Raw genomic sequence first — 14,623 nt, 5'->3', positions numbered from 1 at the left:
AAGCCATGGCACCGCAATGAGATATGCACTGGCTAGATGGATCGTACCGAGCCGGGGGCCCGACTCGCGAAACGGTATCGACGGCGCCCGCGCGAGAGGCCCCGCACCACCGGCCCCACCCCCTCACTCGTCCCCGCTGCACGCCTCCTCGAAGAAGTCCAGGTTCTCCTGGAGCGACTTCATCAGCCGGTCCCGCTCGGCCTCCTCCACCTGCACCGGCACCACGTCGCTCGCCCCGGTGAGGCGTCGGAACCCGCCCCGGCTCTCCAGGCGGCCGTGCACCCTGATCGGCAGCCCCACGAGATGCGCGTGCCCGGCCGTCCGGTACGCGTCCTCGTCCAGCGTCATCCGTATGTGCGGAACGTCGGCGCCCCCGATGACATGCAGCCGCACCGTGCCCTCACCGCGCGGCCCCGACCGGCGCATCCGCACGACGGTGCCGGTGACGCGCACGGCGACGGACGGCTCGGCCCGCAGATAGCGGGAGCTCGCCTCGCGGAGCACGGCCAGGTCGCCGGGCGAGAACTCGACGGGGGCGTCCCCCGCCGTGCACTCGTCGGGCACCCCGGCCGAGGGTGACCACTCGACGCCGACCCGGGCCCCCTCCGTGCCGCGGACGAGCGCGACGAGCGCTTCGACGAGTTCGTGACTCACGCCCGCCTCGACCGCGCCGTCGAAGGCGTCCATGCCGCCGGTGGCGCGCCGGTAGTCGATGGCCTCGCGGGCCGCGTACAGCGCCTGATGGAGGCGGACGGCGAGGGCGCGGCCTGCGGAGACCGGCGCGAACGCGGTGAGCCGGCGCCCGCCGGGGGCGTCGCCGACGAGGACGTTCTCCAGTGACGCGGCGGCGGGCCGGCGGTGGCGGGCGCCGTAGTACCCGGCCCTCCCCCGGGCGGCGAGCGCGGCGGCCAGCAGCATCCGCCGGGCGGCGCCGCGCAGTTGTTCCTCCACGGGCCAGGGCGCGCTGCCCGCGGGACCGGCCGGCACGTCGCGCCACCAGCGGATCTCGTCACTCGGTACGGCGAGCGACACAAGAACCTCCCGGGCGCAGGCCGCGCCGCTGCGTTCCAGCGCCTCGAGCGCCTCGCCGAGCAGTTCGTCGCTGTCGGGGAAGGCGCGGGTCTCCGGCACGAGCAGGCTGGTGCGCCCGGAGCCGCCGGGCAGCGTCCAGCGCACATAGCGTCCGGTGGCGCCGCCGCGGCGCTCCCAGCCGTGCCGGTCGAGCAGCGCGTTGAGCACGACCGGGTCGACCTGCGCGGGTTCGGGGCCTTCGAGGTCGGCGGGGTGGGACCGGGCGGTGTTCAGGGCGCGCAGGCGCTCGTCGGTCGGGCGGTGCTGCATCAGGGTCTCCCTCCCTGTACGTCAGGGCCTCCCGCCCGTCCCGACCCGCGTCATGATTTCGCACAGCGCGCGGTCGTCGAAGATCCGCGAGGTCGGGATGCGCACGGTGGTGCGGCGTCTGCCGGTCACGGGGTGACCGGCCAGGTTGGTCCAGTAACAGCAGTGCCGCAGGTCGAGCCGGTCGTGTCCGGCCCGCAGCCAGTCGTCCTGCGAGCGCGGCACGATCATCACGACCAGGATCTTGTGCACCGACACCGGTGTGCGGGCGAGCTTCTCCAAGTGCGCATTGTCGAGCGTGAAGGAGAAGGACGGCCCCGGCGGACCGGGCGCGATCTGGTACGTGCACTTGAGCTGCACCTTGATGGTGACCTCGTCGTCGACCGTGTGCCCCGGTGCGCTGTGGCTGACGTGCCAGTCGATGCCGTTGTCCGGGAACGGCTGAGAGAGCGAACAGCCGGCGGCTGCCGCGACGGCGTGCAAGTAGCCCACCTGGAGTGTCTCCATGCAGGCGGTGGTGGCGAGTGTGCCGCGGGACGGTGCGATCCGCCCGGGCAGCAGCCCACCCTGTTCGGGCTGCGCGAGCGCCATGTCGAACTGGCCTTCCGAAACAGGTGAATCCCCTCGGCGGGCCGCTGAACTGCCATGACCCGTATCTGTGTTGTCTCCGGTCGGCGTACGACGCAAACAGCCCGGGTATCACGGAACCGGGCAGTCGGCACACGTCATCGGGACGTCATCTGCCGGGCGTGAACGAGGAGTTGCATTGACATGACGTGCTGGTACGAGGGTCCTCTGGCCGCCTTCGACACCGAGACCACCGGCGTGGACGTGGAGAGCGACCGCATCGTGTCGGCCGCCGTCGTGGTGCAGGACGCTCCCGGCTGCCGGCCGCGCGTGACGCGCTGGCTGGTGAATCCGGGGGTGCCGGTGCCGGCGGGGGCGACGGAGGTGCACGGTCTGACGGACGAACACCTGCAGCGCAACGGCCGCTGGCCGGCTCCCGTCATGGAGGAGATAGCCAGGGAGCTCGGCGAACAGGCCGCGGCGGGCCGCCCGCTGGTGGTGATGAACGCGCCGTTCGACCTGACGCTGCTCGACCGGGAGTTGCGGCGCCACCGGGCGTCCTCGCTCGGCCGCTACATGGAGAGTTCACCGCTGTGCGTTCTCGACCCGCGGGTCCTCGACAAGCACCTGGACCGCTACCGCAAGGGCCGCCGCACCCTGACGGACCTGTGCGCGCACTACGAGGTGGTGCTCGACGGCGCCCACGACGCGGCCGCGGACGCACAGGCGTCCCTGGACGTCGTACGGGCCGTGGGGCGCCGGTTCGCGTCCCGTCTGGAGCATCTGTCCCCCGCCGAGCTGCACACACTGCAGGCGGTGTGGCACGCGGCGCAGGCGCGGGGGCTGCAGGCGTGGTTCGCGCGCAGCGGGAGCCTGGAGACGGTGGATCCGGCGTGGCCGATGCGGACGGAACTGCGCGAGGCCGCCTGAGAGTTGCCCGCCCCGAGAGACAGAAAAGCCGGTCCGTCAGCTGACGGACCGGCTTTCTCCGGGGTGGGCGATACTGGGTTCGAACCAGTGACCTCTTCGGTGTGAACGAAGCGCTCTCCCACTGAGCTAATCGCCCGGGAACGGGTTGAACCATACAGGCCCCGGCGGGTTTCCATCAAACCGGTTCGGTCAGGACCCCTTCAGCAGCGCGGTGAGCCCGCGCCGCCCACTGCGCATCATCAGCGCGTGGTTGGCACGGAACAGCGGCCGGCCGACGAGGGCGAGCCGACGCATGAGGGGCCTTGTCACCTCCACCTCCTGCTCGAAGAGAGCGCGCGTCCCGCCCGCGTGGGCCCAGACCGTCCAGCGCACCCAGCCCTCCAGGTCCCCCCACAGGGCGATCTCGAGGATCCCGGCCGCGGGATCGTGGTGCCGTTCGACGGCTTTCACGACCAGGTCGTACGGGAGGAACGAGCGGAAGCGTGCGGTGCCGCCGCCCCCTTCGAACGGTCTGGCCTCGCGCACCTGGGGCCACCACCGGGGGTAGTCCTCGGCGCGTTCGAGGACCGCGTACACGTCGGCGGGTTCCGCGGGCAGGTCCCAGACACTGCGGAAGCGGTAGTGGCTCCAGTCCATGCAGGGAGTGTGCCCCGTGGCAGGGCCCCGGTACGTGAACGTGAATTGGCGGGATGCCGACTGTCATTGATTCACCGTCAGGAGTTCGGCTTTCCGGGCGAACTGCGGAACTCCAGATCTCCTGAAACGGGATCAGCTTTCGTACAACTGCCGAATTGCGGAAGGTACCAACGGGTAATGCGCGAGCGTCCGTATGGATTACGGGATTCCCGTTCCGCTCATCGGACACTCACCCGGACGCAGGGGAACACGCCCCGCCGCCTTACGCTCGCCGTACGCGCAGAAAGCGCTTGCCGATCAAGGCGGCCGGAGATGGAAACGCCGAGGGCCCCGGAGGCTGATGCCTCCGGGGCCCTCGGTCCGGGGTGGGCGATACTGGGTTCGAACCAGTGACCTCTTCGGTGTGAACGAAGCGCTCTCCCACTGAGCTAATCGCCCGGGCGCAGAGAGAACATTACCGCATGTCAGCGGGTGCTCCGACCAGCCCCGACGCCCCCACCACGACCCTCGCGGGACACCCCGCTCACTCCTTGATCTTCCACGGCATCTCGAAGCCGAACTTCCACACGTAGATCCCCACGAGCACGGCGACGATCACCAGGCCGACCGAGGTCAGGATGATGTTCCGGCGGCGCACCGCCGGATCGAGCGCACGCTGCGTGGCCTCGGTGACCTTGCGCTTCGTCCAGCGGAGCACGAGCTGCGCCCAGACGAACTCGGTCGCCCAGATCGCCATGCCACCGAAGATCACCAGCCAGCCCGGGCCCGGCAGCGGCAGCATGATCACGCCCGCCACCACCACCGCGAGCCCCACCACGAAGACGCCGACCTGCCAGCTCACATGCAGGGCCTTGCGCGCCTTGATGAACGCCGGCGCCCGGGACCCGAGCACCGGCTCGGCCTTCGCCCCGTCCCCCGTCACCGCGACCACGGATTCAGACCCGGCCGCTTCGTCACTCCCCGTATTCATACAACCAAACCTACCCGACGGATTCCTGTCACCGGAATGGCCGTTCCTGACGGAGAAACACTGCGCCGTACGAGCTACCTAAAGACACTCAAAACACGCAGAGGGGTTTACAACGGCACCGTAGGTGGCATGTCGATTTCGCCGACGTGCGAATCCCCGAGCGCACACTGAGCGAAAGGCCCTGGCGCTTATGAACACCACGGTCAGCTGCGAGCTGCACCTGCGCCTCGTTGTGTCGAGCGAGTCCTCACTGCCTGTACCCGCAGGACTGCGGTATGACACGGCCGATCCCTACGCCGTGCACGCCACCTTCCACACCGGAGCCGAAGAAACGGTCGAATGGGTGTTCGCCCGCGACCTGCTCGCCGAGGGGCTGCACCGGCCCACCGGCACCGGCGACGTCCGAGTCTGGCCATCCCGTAGTCACGGCCAGGGCGTCGTCTGCATCGCTCTCAGCTCTCCGGAGGGTGAGGCTCTGCTCGAAGCCCCTGCGAGGGCGCTGGAGTCGTTCCTGAAGAGGACCGACGCGGCCGTGCCACCCGGCACGGAACACCGTCACTTCGATCTCGACACGGAGCTCTCACACATCCTGGCCGAAAGCTAAGGCCTGGAGCCGGCTCCGGCACCGTGCCGGAGTCACGCACCGCGAGAGCCGCTCGACGCCGTCCACTCGGGGAGACGGACCGAGCCACAACAACCGCATACGGCATACACCGGCGCCGCCGCCGTGGGATCTCCCACGGCGGCGGCGCCGGTGCGTCGTGCGGGCCGACGGACAGGCGCCACACCGCCGACCGGACCTATAACATCGGCCAGCATCGGCGGGCACAGGCCCGACCCCCCAGGCCAGGGAGCAAATCGTGCTGATCACCCACGACACCCGGTGCGCCCTCGACACCGTGGTGGATCTGGTGAACACCGCACCGGACGACGAGCAGGCGGCCGACGACGGGCTGACCGATGTGGCGGCTCTTGGCGAGTTCGTACGAAGGAACGACATCAGCGACGTCGGGGTGCTCGCGGAGCGTGACCTCGACGGTGTACGGCAGGTACGGGCCCGGTTCGCCGCCGTCTTCGCGGCGCCCGACGCTCATGCCGCGGCCTCACTGATCAACGAGCTGGTCGCCGCGGCGGGGACCACGCCGCGCCTGACGGACCACGACGGCTACGACTGGCATGTCCATTACTTCGCGCCCGGCGCGTCCGTCGCCGACCACCTCGCGGCCGACTGCGGGATGGCGCTCGCCTTCTTCGTCGTCGCCGGGGAGCAGGAGCGTCTGCGGCGCTGCGAGGCACCGGACTGCCGGCGCGCGTTCGTCGACCTCTCACGCAACCGCTCGCGGCGGTACTGCGACAGCCGCACCTGTGGAAACCGCTTGCACGTGGCGGCGTACCGGGCGCGCCGCAAGGAGGCGGCACGCTGAGGCGTGCCGCGTCGTCACAGCAGGCCGGTCACAGCAGGAACAGATCGTGCAGCGAAGCCAGTAGCAGCAGGCAGCCGATCACCGCCAGAAAGATCATCAAAGGCGGCTGTGACAGTGCGAAGAGGCAGCCGCGGCGTTCGTCGGCCGCGAGGCCGTCGTGCCGCTCGTCGGCCTGCGGGGCGGCAGCGCCCTGTGTTGTGTCCAGCATCTCGCGGCGATGATGGCGCAGCCGGGCCGCCTCCGGCGATCAACACGCCCGGAAGAAACGGGAGTTCGCCGGATCTCGTGACCGTGCTGAGCCGAGTCGACCGAGAAAGGTCCATCTCCCTCCGTTTTCCGTCCACGGCCGATCATGAGAGGCGCCGATGGATGGCGCAGGCTCGCGTCCCGCGGCAACGCTGTCCGGGCGCCGCCCGCTGAGGCGCTCCACGCGGCCGGAGGCTCAGATCCCGTGCTTCTTCAGGATCGCCTCGATGTCGCTGAAGTCCTCGGTCGTGGGTTTCGTGGTGGGACGGGCCGCCGTCGGCTTGGTGGCCGGGCTCAGCGAGGGGGCGGAGGCGGCGGGGGCCACGGCCTTGGACTCGGGTGCGGCCTCGGCCTCCTTGCGGGTGCCGGCCTTGCGGCGCTCCAGCGCCCGCGTTCCCGCGAAGAGCAGCCACGCGCCGCCGAGCACGACGAAGCCGGCCCACGCCGTGGGGCTGAACGCGGTGTCCGCCAGCCAGCCGACCACGCCGGTCATCACCAGGCCGATGGGCACCAGCGAGTAGGCCGCTATCCGCGCGGCCCTCAGGAAACGCTTCCGGTACGCGGTGACCGCGGCGATGCCCAGCCCTGCCACGGACACGGCGGAACAGACGGTCTCGGCAATCATCCGGTCCTCCTGGAACGGGCGGCGGGCGACGGGGCGTGTTCCGTCCCCTCCATCGTGCACCGCACCGGGGTCCGCGGGCCACGATCCGCCCGGACCTCAGGGACATTTCCGGGTACGCCCTCCTCCCCAGGTCCCGATTGGGGTCCGGGGCGCCCGGCTGGAAGACTGGTCCCATGAACGACGCCTCTGCCGCCTCCGCCCCTCAGGGCCGCCCCGTCCTCGACGTCTGGTGCGAGCTCCAGTGCCCCGACTGCCGCACCGCCCTCGACGACGTGCGCGCGCTGCGGGCCCGCTACGGCGACCGCATCGACCTGCGCCTGCGGCACTTCCCCCTGGAGAAGCACAAGCACTCCTTCGCCGGCGCGCAGGCCGCGGAGGAGGCCTTCGAGCAGGGGCAGGGCTGGCCGTACGTGGAAGCGGTGCTCGGCCGGGTCGACGAGTTCGACCGCAAGGGCGAGCCGTTCCTCGTCCAGGTCGCCGGTGAACTCGGCCTGGACGCCGAGGAGTTCGACACCGCGCTCGTCGACGGCCGGCACATCCTGATCGTCGACGCGGACCAGGCCGAGGGCAAGGCGATCGGCGTGACGGGTACCCCCACGTACGTCGTCGGCGGCGAGCGGCTCGACGGCGGCAAGAGCCAGGACGGGCTGCGCGCGCGGGTCGAGGAGATCGTGGACCGGCTGCTCGGCGCCTAGTCCAGAACTCCTCGCGGGCCGGTCAGAGCAGTGGTTTGTACAGGTGGAACAGGGTCGCCCGGTAGCCGAGCGACTCGTACAGGCGGACCGCCGGGGTGTTGCCCGCGAAGACGTTGAGCCCGAGCCCTGTGAAGCCCGCGGCGCGTGACTCGGCCTCCGCGAGGAGCATCAGCGAGCGTCCGTGGCCGTGCCCGCGGTGCGCGGCCGCCACCTCGACGTCGTAGACGTACGCGCGCTCGCCGCGCAGCGCGACCCACAGCGTGCCCACGACGGCGCCGTCCGCCTCCAGGACGCTCAGGACGGCGTCGGACGTGGCGAGCCCGTCCGCGAGCGTCGCCGCGTGATCGGCCTCGGCCTTCGCGCCCGCCTGCTCCTCCGGAACACCCCGCTCGACCAGGCTGCGCACGTACTCGGCCCGGGTGTACGCCTCCCACGCGGTGAACTCGGGGCCGGTCATACGCCGTCCCGTGCTGCCCGGCGGCAGGGCGGGCGGCTCGGCGGGGAGTTCCTTCTCCATGTTCCGGTTGCGCTCCACGTAGCCGAGCGCGGTGGCGAGGGCGAGGGCCCGCTCGGCCGACGCGGGGACCGTCGTCTCGATCCGGCCGCAGCCCCAGCCACGCGCCACCTCCTCGGCGGCGAGCGCGGCGACGGTGCCCCGGCCGCGGCCGCGGTCCGCCTCGTCGATCCGCAGCTCACTGATCCGGGCCACCCCGGGGCCGAAGACCGGATGGGTGGCGAGGCGCAGCTCGCCGACGGGGCGGCTGTTCACACACACGCGGTAGTGGCGTGAGCGCGTCCCGTCGGCGCCTTGCTGAAGCGGCTCGGTCGGCCGCAGGGTGGTGGTCATCAGGGGTGTTGTACCCGCCCCGGACCCACCTGGTCACCCCGTTTACGGGCTGGGTCCTACGGGTCGGGGTCTACGGGTCGACGTCGTCCGCCGCGCGCTCGTCGAAGACACGCATCGCCTTGGCGGTGACGGGACCGGGCGCACCCGGCAGCTCGCGCCCGTCGACCCGGTGCACGCCCTGCACGTCGCGCAGCGTCGAGGTCAGGAAGATCTCGTCGGCGCGCTCCAGGACGTCCAGCGGAAGATCGGTCTCCTTGGCACCGGTCCACTCGACGGCCAGCGCGCGCGTGATGCCCGCGAGGCAGCCGGAGGCGACCGGCGGGGTGTGGATCTCGCCGTCGAGGACGACGAAGACGTTCGACCCCGTGCCCTCGCAGAGCTGACCCACCGTGTTGGCGAACAGCGCCTCGGAGGCGCCCTGTTCGCGTGCGCGGGCGAGCGCGACGACGTTCTCCGCGTACGAGGTGGTCTTCAGGCCGGTGAGCGCGCCGCGTTCGTTGCGCGTCCACGGGACCGTGACCGTGGCGGTGGAGTCGGGGCGCCGGGCCACCTCACCGAGGGCGACCACGAGCGTCGGCCCGTGCTCACCGCGGTCCGAACCCAGCGGCGAGAGGCCTCCGGTGTACGTGATCCGCAGCCGGCCGAGCGGCATCGGGTTGGCGTCGAGCACGGCGTCGCAGGCCCGGCGCACCTCGTCGAGGTCGGGCTCGGGCAGGCCGAGGCCGCGCGCCGAGCGGGCCAGCCGGTCGAGGTGGCGGGTCAGCGCGAACGGCTTCCCGTCGACCGACTTCACGGTCTCGAAAATGCCGTCGCCCACGGTCAGGCCGTGGTCGAACACCGAGACACGGGCGGCCTCGAGGTCCTGCAGTATGCCGTCGAGCCAGATCTTCACGTAGGGATCCCTCCACTTTCCTCGTACGTACCCGACGCTACAGCGAGCAGCCGGGAAGCCTTCAGTTCTGTCTCGCGCCACTCGCCCTCGGGGTCGGAGCCCCAGGTGATGCCGGCGCCGGTGCCGAACCGCAGGACGCCCTCGGCGCGGTCGGCCCAGAACGTGCGGATGCCGACGGCCAGCTCGCCGGTGCCCCGGTCGGCGTCGACCCAGCCGATCCCGCCGCAGTAGGGGCCGCGGGGCGCCGTCTCCAGGGCGTCGATGATGCGCAGGGCGCTCGACTTGGGCGCTCCGGTGACCGAGCCGGGCGGGAAGGTCGCGTCGATCAGGTCGCGCCAGCCGGCGCCGTCGCGCAGTTCGCCGCGGACCGTGGAGACGAGGTGGACGAGGCCCGGGTGCTTCTCGACGACGCACAGCTCAGGAACGGTCACGGAGCCGGTCGCGCAGACGCGTCCGAGGTCGTTGCGGACGAGGTCCACGATCATCACGTTCTCGGCGTAGTCCTTCTCCAGGAGGTCCGCCTCGGTGCGCCCGGTGCCCTTGATCGGCCCGGACTCGACGATGCGCCCGTCCTGGCGCAGGAAGAGCTCGGGGGACGCGGTGGCTATCTCCACCCCGTGCGCGGGCAGCCGGATCGTCCCCGCGTACGGCGCCGGGTTCCCGCGCGCGAGCAGTGCGGTGAGCGCGTCCACGTCGGCGTACGGGGGCAGGGGCGCGGACAGGACGCGGCAGAGGTTGGCCTGGTAGACGTCGCCGCGCGCGATGTGGGCCCGGATACGGCGGACGCCCTCCGTGTACGCGGCGCGGTCGAGGGAGGACGTCCAGTCGCCGGCCGCGGGCCCGCGCCAGGCGCCGGGGACCGGTGCGGGCACCGGCTCCTTGCGCACGGAGTCGAAGCGGGCGCACACGAGCCGACCCTCGAAGTCGGCGGAGACGGCCCAGAAGCCGGCGGAGTCCAGCGCTTCGGGATCGCTGGTCACGTCCCGCAACTCGGTCGCTACGAGACCGCCGAAGCGGGCCAGAGGGGGCAGGTCATGAGGGAGGTCGCGCACGTCTTCGAGTCTATGGCGGGTGTCCCCCGCGTGACCTGGGGCGGTCGCACCGCAGCACGCTGCGCAAACGCGTTTTTGTACTGGCCCAGGAATCCGCTAGAGTTCAACACGTCGCCGGGACGCGCAAGCGAAACGGAAACGACAAGCGGACGTAGCTCAGTTGGTAGAGCGCAACCTTGCCAAGGTTGAGGTCGCCAGTTCGAACCTGGTCGTCCGCTCAGGAAGTGGGGGATCTTCCCGAACCCCCACCACCTGGTGGAGTGGCCGAGAGGCGAGGCAACGGCCTGCAAAGCCGTCTACACGGGTTCAAATCCCGTCTCCACCTCCAAGGACGATTAGCTCAGCGGGAGAGCGCTTCCCTGACACGGAAGAGGTCACTGGTTCAATCCCAGTATCGTCCACTGGATCATCACGAAGGTCATCTTCTCGACGGTCCGAAACCCGCGCGATTAGCTCAGCGGGAGAGCGCTTCCCTGACACGGAAGAGGTCACTGGTTCAATCCCAGTATCGCGCACGCAGTACCACTCACGGGTCCTGATACAGTCTGGTCCGTCCCGCGCGATTAGCTCAGCGGGAGAGCGCTTCCCTGACACGGAAGAGGTCACTGGTTCAATCCCAGTATCGCGCACCAGCAAGAAGCCCCCGGCCTTTCGGCCGGGGGCTTCTTCGTGTGCGGGGAGGGTCAGGAGGAGAAGAGCATCCGGCCGAAGCCGCCCTTGTGGTGGCCGTGATGACCGTGGTGCCCGCCGTGGTGCGGGGCACCCCAGGCGGGGGCGGGGGCCGACGGGTACGCCTGCGGGGCCGGCGGCGCGGGCGGCATCTGCTGCTGCCACTGAGACTCGAGCCGGGTCAGGGACTCCAGCTCGCCGTAGTCGAGGAATATCCCCCGGCAGCCGCTGCACTGCTCGATCTGGACGCCATTGCGGTTGTACGTGTGCATCGGTGCGTGACACTTGGGGCACTGCATGGTCGGCTCAACTCCTCGCCGTTCGGCACTTCTTCGCCGGGACACTTCCCGGCATCGGTCCGTTGCACCCTACTTCGCGGCGCCCTGTGCCAACTCGGGCGGTACCGCGGCCATTCGGTCACACGCGTCGACCAACGCCTCCTCCGCCTCGTCGAGCTCACGGCCGGCCGCGGTGGCCTTGGCGACGGCGAGCGCCGCGGTCTGGACGGTGAGGGCCCGGGCCGGTGCGTCGAGAGCGGGCCAGGGGTCGCTCTGGAGCGCGGGCGCGCCTCCGGCCTCCTGGTAGGCGGTGAGGAACCTCGTCCACTCCTCGGCGGGCAGCAGGCCGGACGCGAACCAGGCCGCCGGGCGGGCCAGGTCCCAGGCCGGGTCGCCGGTCCCGAGGTCGTCGACGTCGATCAGGAGCCAGGGGCCGGTGCCGGCGGGGCGGCGGACGAGCTGGCCGAGGTGCAGGTCGCCGTGGCACAGGGCGGCCGCGTGCCGGGTGGGTGTCTCGGCGCGGGCCCAGGGCGGCAGGCCGGCCCAGGCGCGCAGGATCGGCGCGGACGCCGGGTGAGGTCCCGCGGCCAGGAGGCGCGCGACGGCGAGGGCCGCCTTGGCGGGGCCGCGCATCGGCGGGAGCGGGCCGGGGAGCTGCCGCACCGGCACGGCGTGCAGGCGGGCAAGGAGGGTCGCGGCCGCCTCCCACGGGGCGAGCTCGGGAGCGTCGGGATCCACGGGGCTGCCGTGCGGCCAGAACGTGACGAGCCGTTCGTGGAGTTCGGCCGCGTCGGGCCTGAGGGGCGGAAGCAGGATGCCGGGGAGCGCCGACGCCACGGCGAGACGCGTGGCCAGCTCGGTGGGGTCCGTGCCGGGGGCGTGGGCCTTGGCCACGACGTCGCCGTGCCGGACGACCGTGCCGTCCGCCCGGTCGGCGAGGACGGCGGCCGGGACCGGGGCCGGGCAGGTGCAGGCTCCCTGGGCGCGGTGCGCCACACCGCGCGCCGTGACGGTGAGCGCGGGCAGCAGAGCGGGTGCGGTCATCGGTGTCCCCCCGGGTGGTGTCAGGCGCGAGCGTACGTCGCCGGGGGCGCGTCACGGCTTGGGCCTCCCCCGTATGCGGGCCCTGAGCAGCGCGTGCGCGGGCAGAGCCACGGACACGCGGACAGAGTGATGGCCGCGCAGCTCCCCAGCTGCGCGGCCATCGTGTGCCGTCCGCCGCACCCCCGTCCCCACGGGGTTTCATGGCCGGATGTCCCCGCCCGGACCGCTCTCCCGGGCCTGGGGCGCCGCTCAGCGCCCCAGCATCACGCCCACGGACGACGCTTGTGTGACCACTGCCTCCCAGCCGCCGAAGACGACTACGAGCAGGGCCGCCAGGGGAAGAACCATGGCCGCCGCCACCAGCGGGTGACGGCGCTCGGGACGGCGGCCGCCGAACGCGGCGAACGCCTTGCGTCCCTGCGTGCGGACCATCGTCCGCGGTGCCGTGTACGCCATGGTTCCTCTCCCGGTCACGATCTTCGGTTTGGCAGCGGCGAGTGCCTGACCTCGGGGGACGAGTGCTGCACCCGCCGCTTGACCTCAAATCTAGGCGCGTCAGGAGCCACGGGCGTCATGCCCTCGTACCGATTGGCGGGCCTCCCGGAGGATGAGCGCCGGCCCGTGGACTACTCCCCTGGGTGGAGACGAGGACCTAGGCCGGGCCCTAGGACTCGGGGTCATCCCCGAGGGGACGCGCGGCGCGGGCCGCCGCCTCCGAGGGCTCCTCCCTGGGCACCGGCTGCTCTACCAGGGCGAGCACCCGTGTCGCCATGAACCGGGCCGTGCGCACCACGGATCCGGAGCGGGTGACTTCGCTCACTTCCACCACGCCCCTGCGGACCGCCGTCTCGACCCGGCGCCCCGCCCGGCTCGCCACCACCTCGTACGTACGCGTCGTGTCCCCCGCGTCCACGACTATCTCCACTCGGTCACCCTTCACAGGACCAATCCCCCTTCTACGACGGATGGTTGGTGATCACGAGAGGCCGGGGCCGCCCCGCTCCCCGTCCCCCTGACCACTCTTCAATTCTCCCACCGGGCACTGACAATCGATCGGAGCGCGAGGGCGCGGCCTATGCGCGCACCCGGCCGCGTAAACGTAAGCTGTGGCTCGTCAAACGGACCGGGCAGCGGGGATGGACATGGCGATGATGCGCCTGAGGCGCGAGGACCCGCGTGTCGTCGGCTCGTTCAGAATTCACCGGCGGCTCGGCGCGGGCGGGATGGGTGTCGTCTATCTGGGCTCCGACCGCCGTGGCCAGCGGGTCGCCCTGAAGGTGATCCGGCCCGATCTGGCCGAGGACCAGGAGTTCCGGTCGCGCTTCGCGCGCGAGGTCGCCGCGGCCCGCAGGATCAGGGGCGGCTGCACGGCCCGGCTCGTCGCGGCCGATCTCGACACCGACAAGCCGTGGTTCGCCACCCAGTACGTGCCCGGGCCCTCGCTGCACGACAAGGTCGCCGAGGAGGGGCCGCTGGCCGCCTCCGACGTGGCCGCGGTCGGCGCGGCGCTCTCCGAGGGGCTCGTCGCGGTGCACGAAGCGGGGGTCGTGCACCGGGACCTCAAGCCGTCGAACATCCTGCTGTCGCCCAAGGGCCCGCGCATCATCGACTTCGGCATCGCCTGGGCGACCGGCGCCTCCACGCTCACCCACGTCGGGACGGCCGTCGGCTCCCCCGGGTTCCTCGCGCCCGAGCAGGTGCGGGGTGCGGCCGTCACACCGGCGACGGACGTCTTCGCGCTCGGGGCCACGCTCGCGTACGCGGCGATGGCCGACTCGCCGTTCGGGCACGGCAGTTCCGAGGTGATGCTGTACCGGGTCGTGCACGAGGAGGCCCAGCTGCACGGCGTGCCGGACGCGCTGTCCCCGCTGATCCGGGCCTGTCTCGCCAAGGACCCCGAGGAGCGGCCCAGCACGCTCCAGCTGTCGCTGCGGCTCAAGGAGATCGCGGCCCGCGAGGCGCAGGGCCTCGGCGACGCCCGGCCGCCCGCCCCGCGCGGGGACCCGGACCGGCCCACGGGACGGCTCGCCGAGCAGTACGCGGAGCAGCGCACCCAGCGCCGGGCCCCGCACGGCACTCCCCCGCCGCGGCCGAGCAACGGTTCCACGCGGACCGCCGGCAGCACACGGCCGGGGGCGCCCCGGAACACGACGCGTTCGGGTACGCGACCGGCGCCCCGCAGCAACGGCGGGCGGCAGGGCCCGCGCACGACGGGCACCGGGAAGCGGCGGCCCGCCAATCCGCGGCTGCTGCGCCAGCGGCTCTTCGTGTTCGTCGTGGTGACGCTGCTGGTGGCGCTCGGGATCGCGGCGGCGCAGGGCTGCCAGGGGCCGTCGCGCGGGCTCGGCGCGCCGCGCGACGGTGTGCACGCCTCGCAGGAGACCCTGCCCCGCCCCTACCTCTGAGGCTG

At 71.8% G+C, this 14,623-nt stretch carries 18 protein-coding genes and 7 tRNA genes; 10 read left to right on the top strand and 15 right to left on the bottom strand.

What is annotated here, in order from left to right; translation table 11 throughout:
* Positions 1-123: 123 nt before the first annotated feature.
* Complete coding sequence (locus tag EOT10_RS14040; RefSeq protein ID WP_127828494.1) at positions 124-1,341, bottom strand: hypothetical protein; 1,218 nt, start codon at positions 1,339-1,341, stop codon at positions 124-126.
* A gap of 21 nt (positions 1,342-1,362) precedes the next feature.
* Positions 1,363-1,929 carry a DUF4365 domain-containing protein gene (locus EOT10_RS14035; protein WP_127828493.1) on the bottom strand — a complete coding sequence of 189 codons (567 nt, stop codon included), beginning with the start codon at positions 1,927-1,929 and terminating at the stop codon, positions 1,363-1,365.
* Between the two features lie 180 nt (positions 1,930-2,109).
* Here EOT10_RS14035 and EOT10_RS14030 point away from each other — a divergent pair, with 180 nt between their 5' ends.
* Positions 2,110-2,835, top strand: a complete 726-nt coding sequence (locus EOT10_RS14030) for a 3'-5' exonuclease (protein ID WP_127828492.1) — start codon at positions 2,110-2,112, stop codon at positions 2,833-2,835.
* Between the two features lie 64 nt (positions 2,836-2,899).
* On the opposite strand, the gene EOT10_RS14025 is transcribed toward EOT10_RS14030, so the two are convergent.
* From EOT10_RS14025 to EOT10_RS14010, 4 genes are all read right to left on the bottom strand, one after another.
* Positions 2,900-2,971: transfer RNA gene (locus tag EOT10_RS14025), tRNA-Val, on the bottom strand.
* A gap of 53 nt (positions 2,972-3,024) precedes the next feature.
* Positions 3,025-3,471: an SRPBCC family protein gene (locus tag EOT10_RS14020; protein ID WP_127828491.1), complete on the bottom strand. Its 447-nt coding sequence runs from the start codon at positions 3,469-3,471 to the stop codon at positions 3,025-3,027.
* Positions 3,472-3,837: 366 nt separating this feature from the next.
* Positions 3,838-3,909 (bottom strand) — tRNA-Val (locus EOT10_RS14015).
* Positions 3,910-3,994: 85 nt separating this feature from the next.
* Entirely contained in the window at positions 3,995-4,441 is a 447-nt protein-coding gene (locus EOT10_RS14010; protein ID WP_127828490.1) for a TIGR02611 family protein, read from the bottom strand.
* 190 nt (positions 4,442-4,631) lie between these two features.
* On the opposite strand from EOT10_RS14010, the gene EOT10_RS14005 reads away from it, so the two are divergent.
* On the top strand, positions 4,632-5,045 hold the full coding sequence (locus tag EOT10_RS14005) for an SsgA family sporulation/cell division regulator (protein ID WP_003959770.1): 414 nt from the start codon (positions 4,632-4,634) through the stop codon (positions 5,043-5,045).
* Between the two features lie 256 nt (positions 5,046-5,301).
* Complete coding sequence (locus EOT10_RS14000; protein ID WP_127828489.1) at positions 5,302-5,865, top strand: CGNR zinc finger domain-containing protein; 564 nt, start codon at positions 5,302-5,304, stop codon at positions 5,863-5,865.
* A 28-nt stretch (positions 5,866-5,893) separates the two neighbouring features.
* Here EOT10_RS14000 and EOT10_RS13995 read toward each other — a convergent pair whose 3' ends face one another.
* Positions 5,894-6,073, bottom strand: a complete 180-nt coding sequence (locus tag EOT10_RS13995) for a hypothetical protein (protein ID WP_127828488.1) — start codon at positions 6,071-6,073, stop codon at positions 5,894-5,896.
* A 234-nt stretch (positions 6,074-6,307) separates the two neighbouring features.
* Complete coding sequence (locus EOT10_RS13990) at positions 6,308-6,736, bottom strand: hypothetical protein (RefSeq protein WP_127828487.1); 429 nt, start codon at positions 6,734-6,736, stop codon at positions 6,308-6,310.
* A gap of 173 nt (positions 6,737-6,909) precedes the next feature.
* Here EOT10_RS13990 and EOT10_RS13985 point away from each other — a divergent pair, with 173 nt between their 5' ends.
* Positions 6,910-7,431 (top strand): DsbA family protein, encoded by a 522-nt coding sequence (locus EOT10_RS13985; RefSeq protein ID WP_189491545.1) that lies wholly within the window; start codon positions 6,910-6,912, stop codon positions 7,429-7,431.
* A 22-nt stretch (positions 7,432-7,453) separates the two neighbouring features.
* Here EOT10_RS13985 and EOT10_RS13980 read toward each other — a convergent pair whose 3' ends face one another.
* From EOT10_RS13980 to EOT10_RS13970, 3 genes are all read right to left on the bottom strand, one after another.
* Complete coding sequence (locus EOT10_RS13980) at positions 7,454-8,278, bottom strand: GNAT family N-acetyltransferase (protein ID WP_127828486.1); 825 nt, start codon at positions 8,276-8,278, stop codon at positions 7,454-7,456.
* Between the two features lie 70 nt (positions 8,279-8,348).
* A complete protein-coding gene (locus EOT10_RS13975; protein WP_127828485.1) occupies positions 8,349-9,170 on the bottom strand; it encodes an aminotransferase class IV in 822 nt (273 codons plus the stop codon).
* Positions 9,167-10,222, bottom strand: coding sequence for a chorismate-binding protein (locus EOT10_RS13970; RefSeq protein WP_127828484.1), 1,056 nt, complete (start codon positions 10,220-10,222; stop codon positions 9,167-9,169). The genes EOT10_RS13975 and EOT10_RS13970 overlap by 4 nt, the downstream gene beginning before the upstream one ends.
* Before the next feature lie 145 nt (positions 10,223-10,367).
* On the opposite strand from EOT10_RS13970, the gene EOT10_RS13965 reads away from it, so the two are divergent.
* The 5 genes from EOT10_RS13965 to EOT10_RS13945 all read left to right on the top strand — a co-directional run bounded on the left by EOT10_RS13965 (position 10,368) and on the right by EOT10_RS13945 (position 10,854).
* Positions 10,368-10,440: transfer RNA gene (locus tag EOT10_RS13965), tRNA-Gly, on the top strand.
* A 36-nt stretch (positions 10,441-10,476) separates the two neighbouring features.
* Positions 10,477-10,550: transfer RNA gene (locus EOT10_RS13960), tRNA-Cys, on the top strand.
* A 1-nt stretch (position 10,551) separates the two neighbouring features.
* Positions 10,552-10,623 (top strand) — tRNA-Val (locus EOT10_RS13955).
* A gap of 42 nt (positions 10,624-10,665) precedes the next feature.
* Positions 10,666-10,737: transfer RNA gene (locus EOT10_RS13950), tRNA-Val, on the top strand.
* A 42-nt stretch (positions 10,738-10,779) separates the two neighbouring features.
* Positions 10,780-10,854: transfer RNA gene (locus tag EOT10_RS13945), tRNA-Val, on the top strand.
* Positions 10,855-10,905: 51 nt separating this feature from the next.
* Here EOT10_RS13945 and EOT10_RS13940 read toward each other — a convergent pair.
* From EOT10_RS13940 to EOT10_RS13925, 4 genes are all read right to left on the bottom strand, one after another.
* Entirely contained in the window at positions 10,906-11,190 is a 285-nt protein-coding gene (locus tag EOT10_RS13940) for a TFIIB-type zinc ribbon-containing protein (RefSeq protein ID WP_127828483.1), read from the bottom strand.
* Positions 11,191-11,259: 69 nt separating this feature from the next.
* Entirely contained in the window at positions 11,260-12,213 is a 954-nt protein-coding gene (locus EOT10_RS13935; protein ID WP_127828482.1) for a phosphotransferase family protein, read from the bottom strand.
* A gap of 249 nt (positions 12,214-12,462) precedes the next feature.
* Positions 12,463-12,669 (bottom strand): hypothetical protein, encoded by a 207-nt coding sequence (locus tag EOT10_RS13930; RefSeq protein ID WP_127828481.1) that lies wholly within the window; start codon positions 12,667-12,669, stop codon positions 12,463-12,465.
* Between the two features lie 208 nt (positions 12,670-12,877).
* Entirely contained in the window at positions 12,878-13,153 is a 276-nt protein-coding gene (locus EOT10_RS13925; RefSeq protein WP_127828480.1) for a DUF8836 family protein, read from the bottom strand.
* Between the two features lie 196 nt (positions 13,154-13,349).
* Between EOT10_RS13925 and EOT10_RS13920 the strand changes: the two genes are divergently transcribed.
* On the top strand, positions 13,350-14,618 hold the full coding sequence (locus tag EOT10_RS13920) for a serine/threonine-protein kinase (protein WP_189491563.1): 1,269 nt from the start codon (positions 13,350-13,352) through the stop codon (positions 14,616-14,618).
* Positions 14,619-14,623 lie beyond the last annotated feature (5 nt).

Source organism: Streptomyces antnestii, assembly GCF_004005495.1.
In the GTDB taxonomy this organism is placed as follows: domain Bacteria; phylum Actinomycetota; class Actinomycetes; order Streptomycetales; family Streptomycetaceae; genus Streptomyces; species Streptomyces antnestii.
This window is presented reverse-complemented; position numbering and strand designations above follow the sequence as displayed.

Coding starts and splice junctions, on each gene's coding strand:
- EOT10_RS14040 (WP_127828494.1), bottom strand. CDS start 1,341: ATGCAGCACCGCCCGACCGACGAGCGCCTGCGCGCCCTGAACACCGCC.
- EOT10_RS14035 (WP_127828493.1), bottom strand. CDS start 1,929: ATGGCGCTCGCGCAGCCCGAACAGGGTGGGCTGCTGCCCGGGCGGATC.
- EOT10_RS14030 (WP_127828492.1), top strand. CDS start 2,110: ATGACGTGCTGGTACGAGGGTCCTCTGGCCGCCTTCGACACCGAGACC.
- EOT10_RS14020 (WP_127828491.1), bottom strand. CDS start 3,471: ATGGACTGGAGCCACTACCGCTTCCGCAGTGTCTGGGACCTGCCCGCG.
- EOT10_RS14010 (WP_127828490.1), bottom strand. CDS start 4,441: ATGAATACGGGGAGTGACGAAGCGGCCGGGTCTGAATCCGTGGTCGCG.
- EOT10_RS14005 (WP_003959770.1), top strand. CDS start 4,632: ATGAACACCACGGTCAGCTGCGAGCTGCACCTGCGCCTCGTTGTGTCG.
- EOT10_RS13995 (WP_127828488.1), bottom strand. CDS start 6,073: ATGCTGGACACAACACAGGGCGCTGCCGCCCCGCAGGCCGACGAGCGG.
- EOT10_RS13990 (WP_127828487.1), bottom strand. CDS start 6,736: ATGATTGCCGAGACCGTCTGTTCCGCCGTGTCCGTGGCAGGGCTGGGC.
- EOT10_RS13985 (WP_189491545.1), top strand. CDS start 6,910: ATGAACGACGCCTCTGCCGCCTCCGCCCCTCAGGGCCGCCCCGTCCTC.
- EOT10_RS13980 (WP_127828486.1), bottom strand. CDS start 8,278: ATGACCACCACCCTGCGGCCGACCGAGCCGCTTCAGCAAGGCGCCGAC.
- EOT10_RS13940 (WP_127828483.1), bottom strand. CDS start 11,190: ATGCAGTGCCCCAAGTGTCACGCACCGATGCACACGTACAACCGCAAT.
- EOT10_RS13935 (WP_127828482.1), bottom strand. CDS start 12,213: ATGACCGCACCCGCTCTGCTGCCCGCGCTCACCGTCACGGCGCGCGGT.
- EOT10_RS13930 (WP_127828481.1), bottom strand. CDS start 12,669: ATGGCGTACACGGCACCGCGGACGATGGTCCGCACGCAGGGACGCAAG.
- EOT10_RS13920 (WP_189491563.1), top strand. CDS start 13,350: ATGGACATGGCGATGATGCGCCTGAGGCGCGAGGACCCGCGTGTCGTC.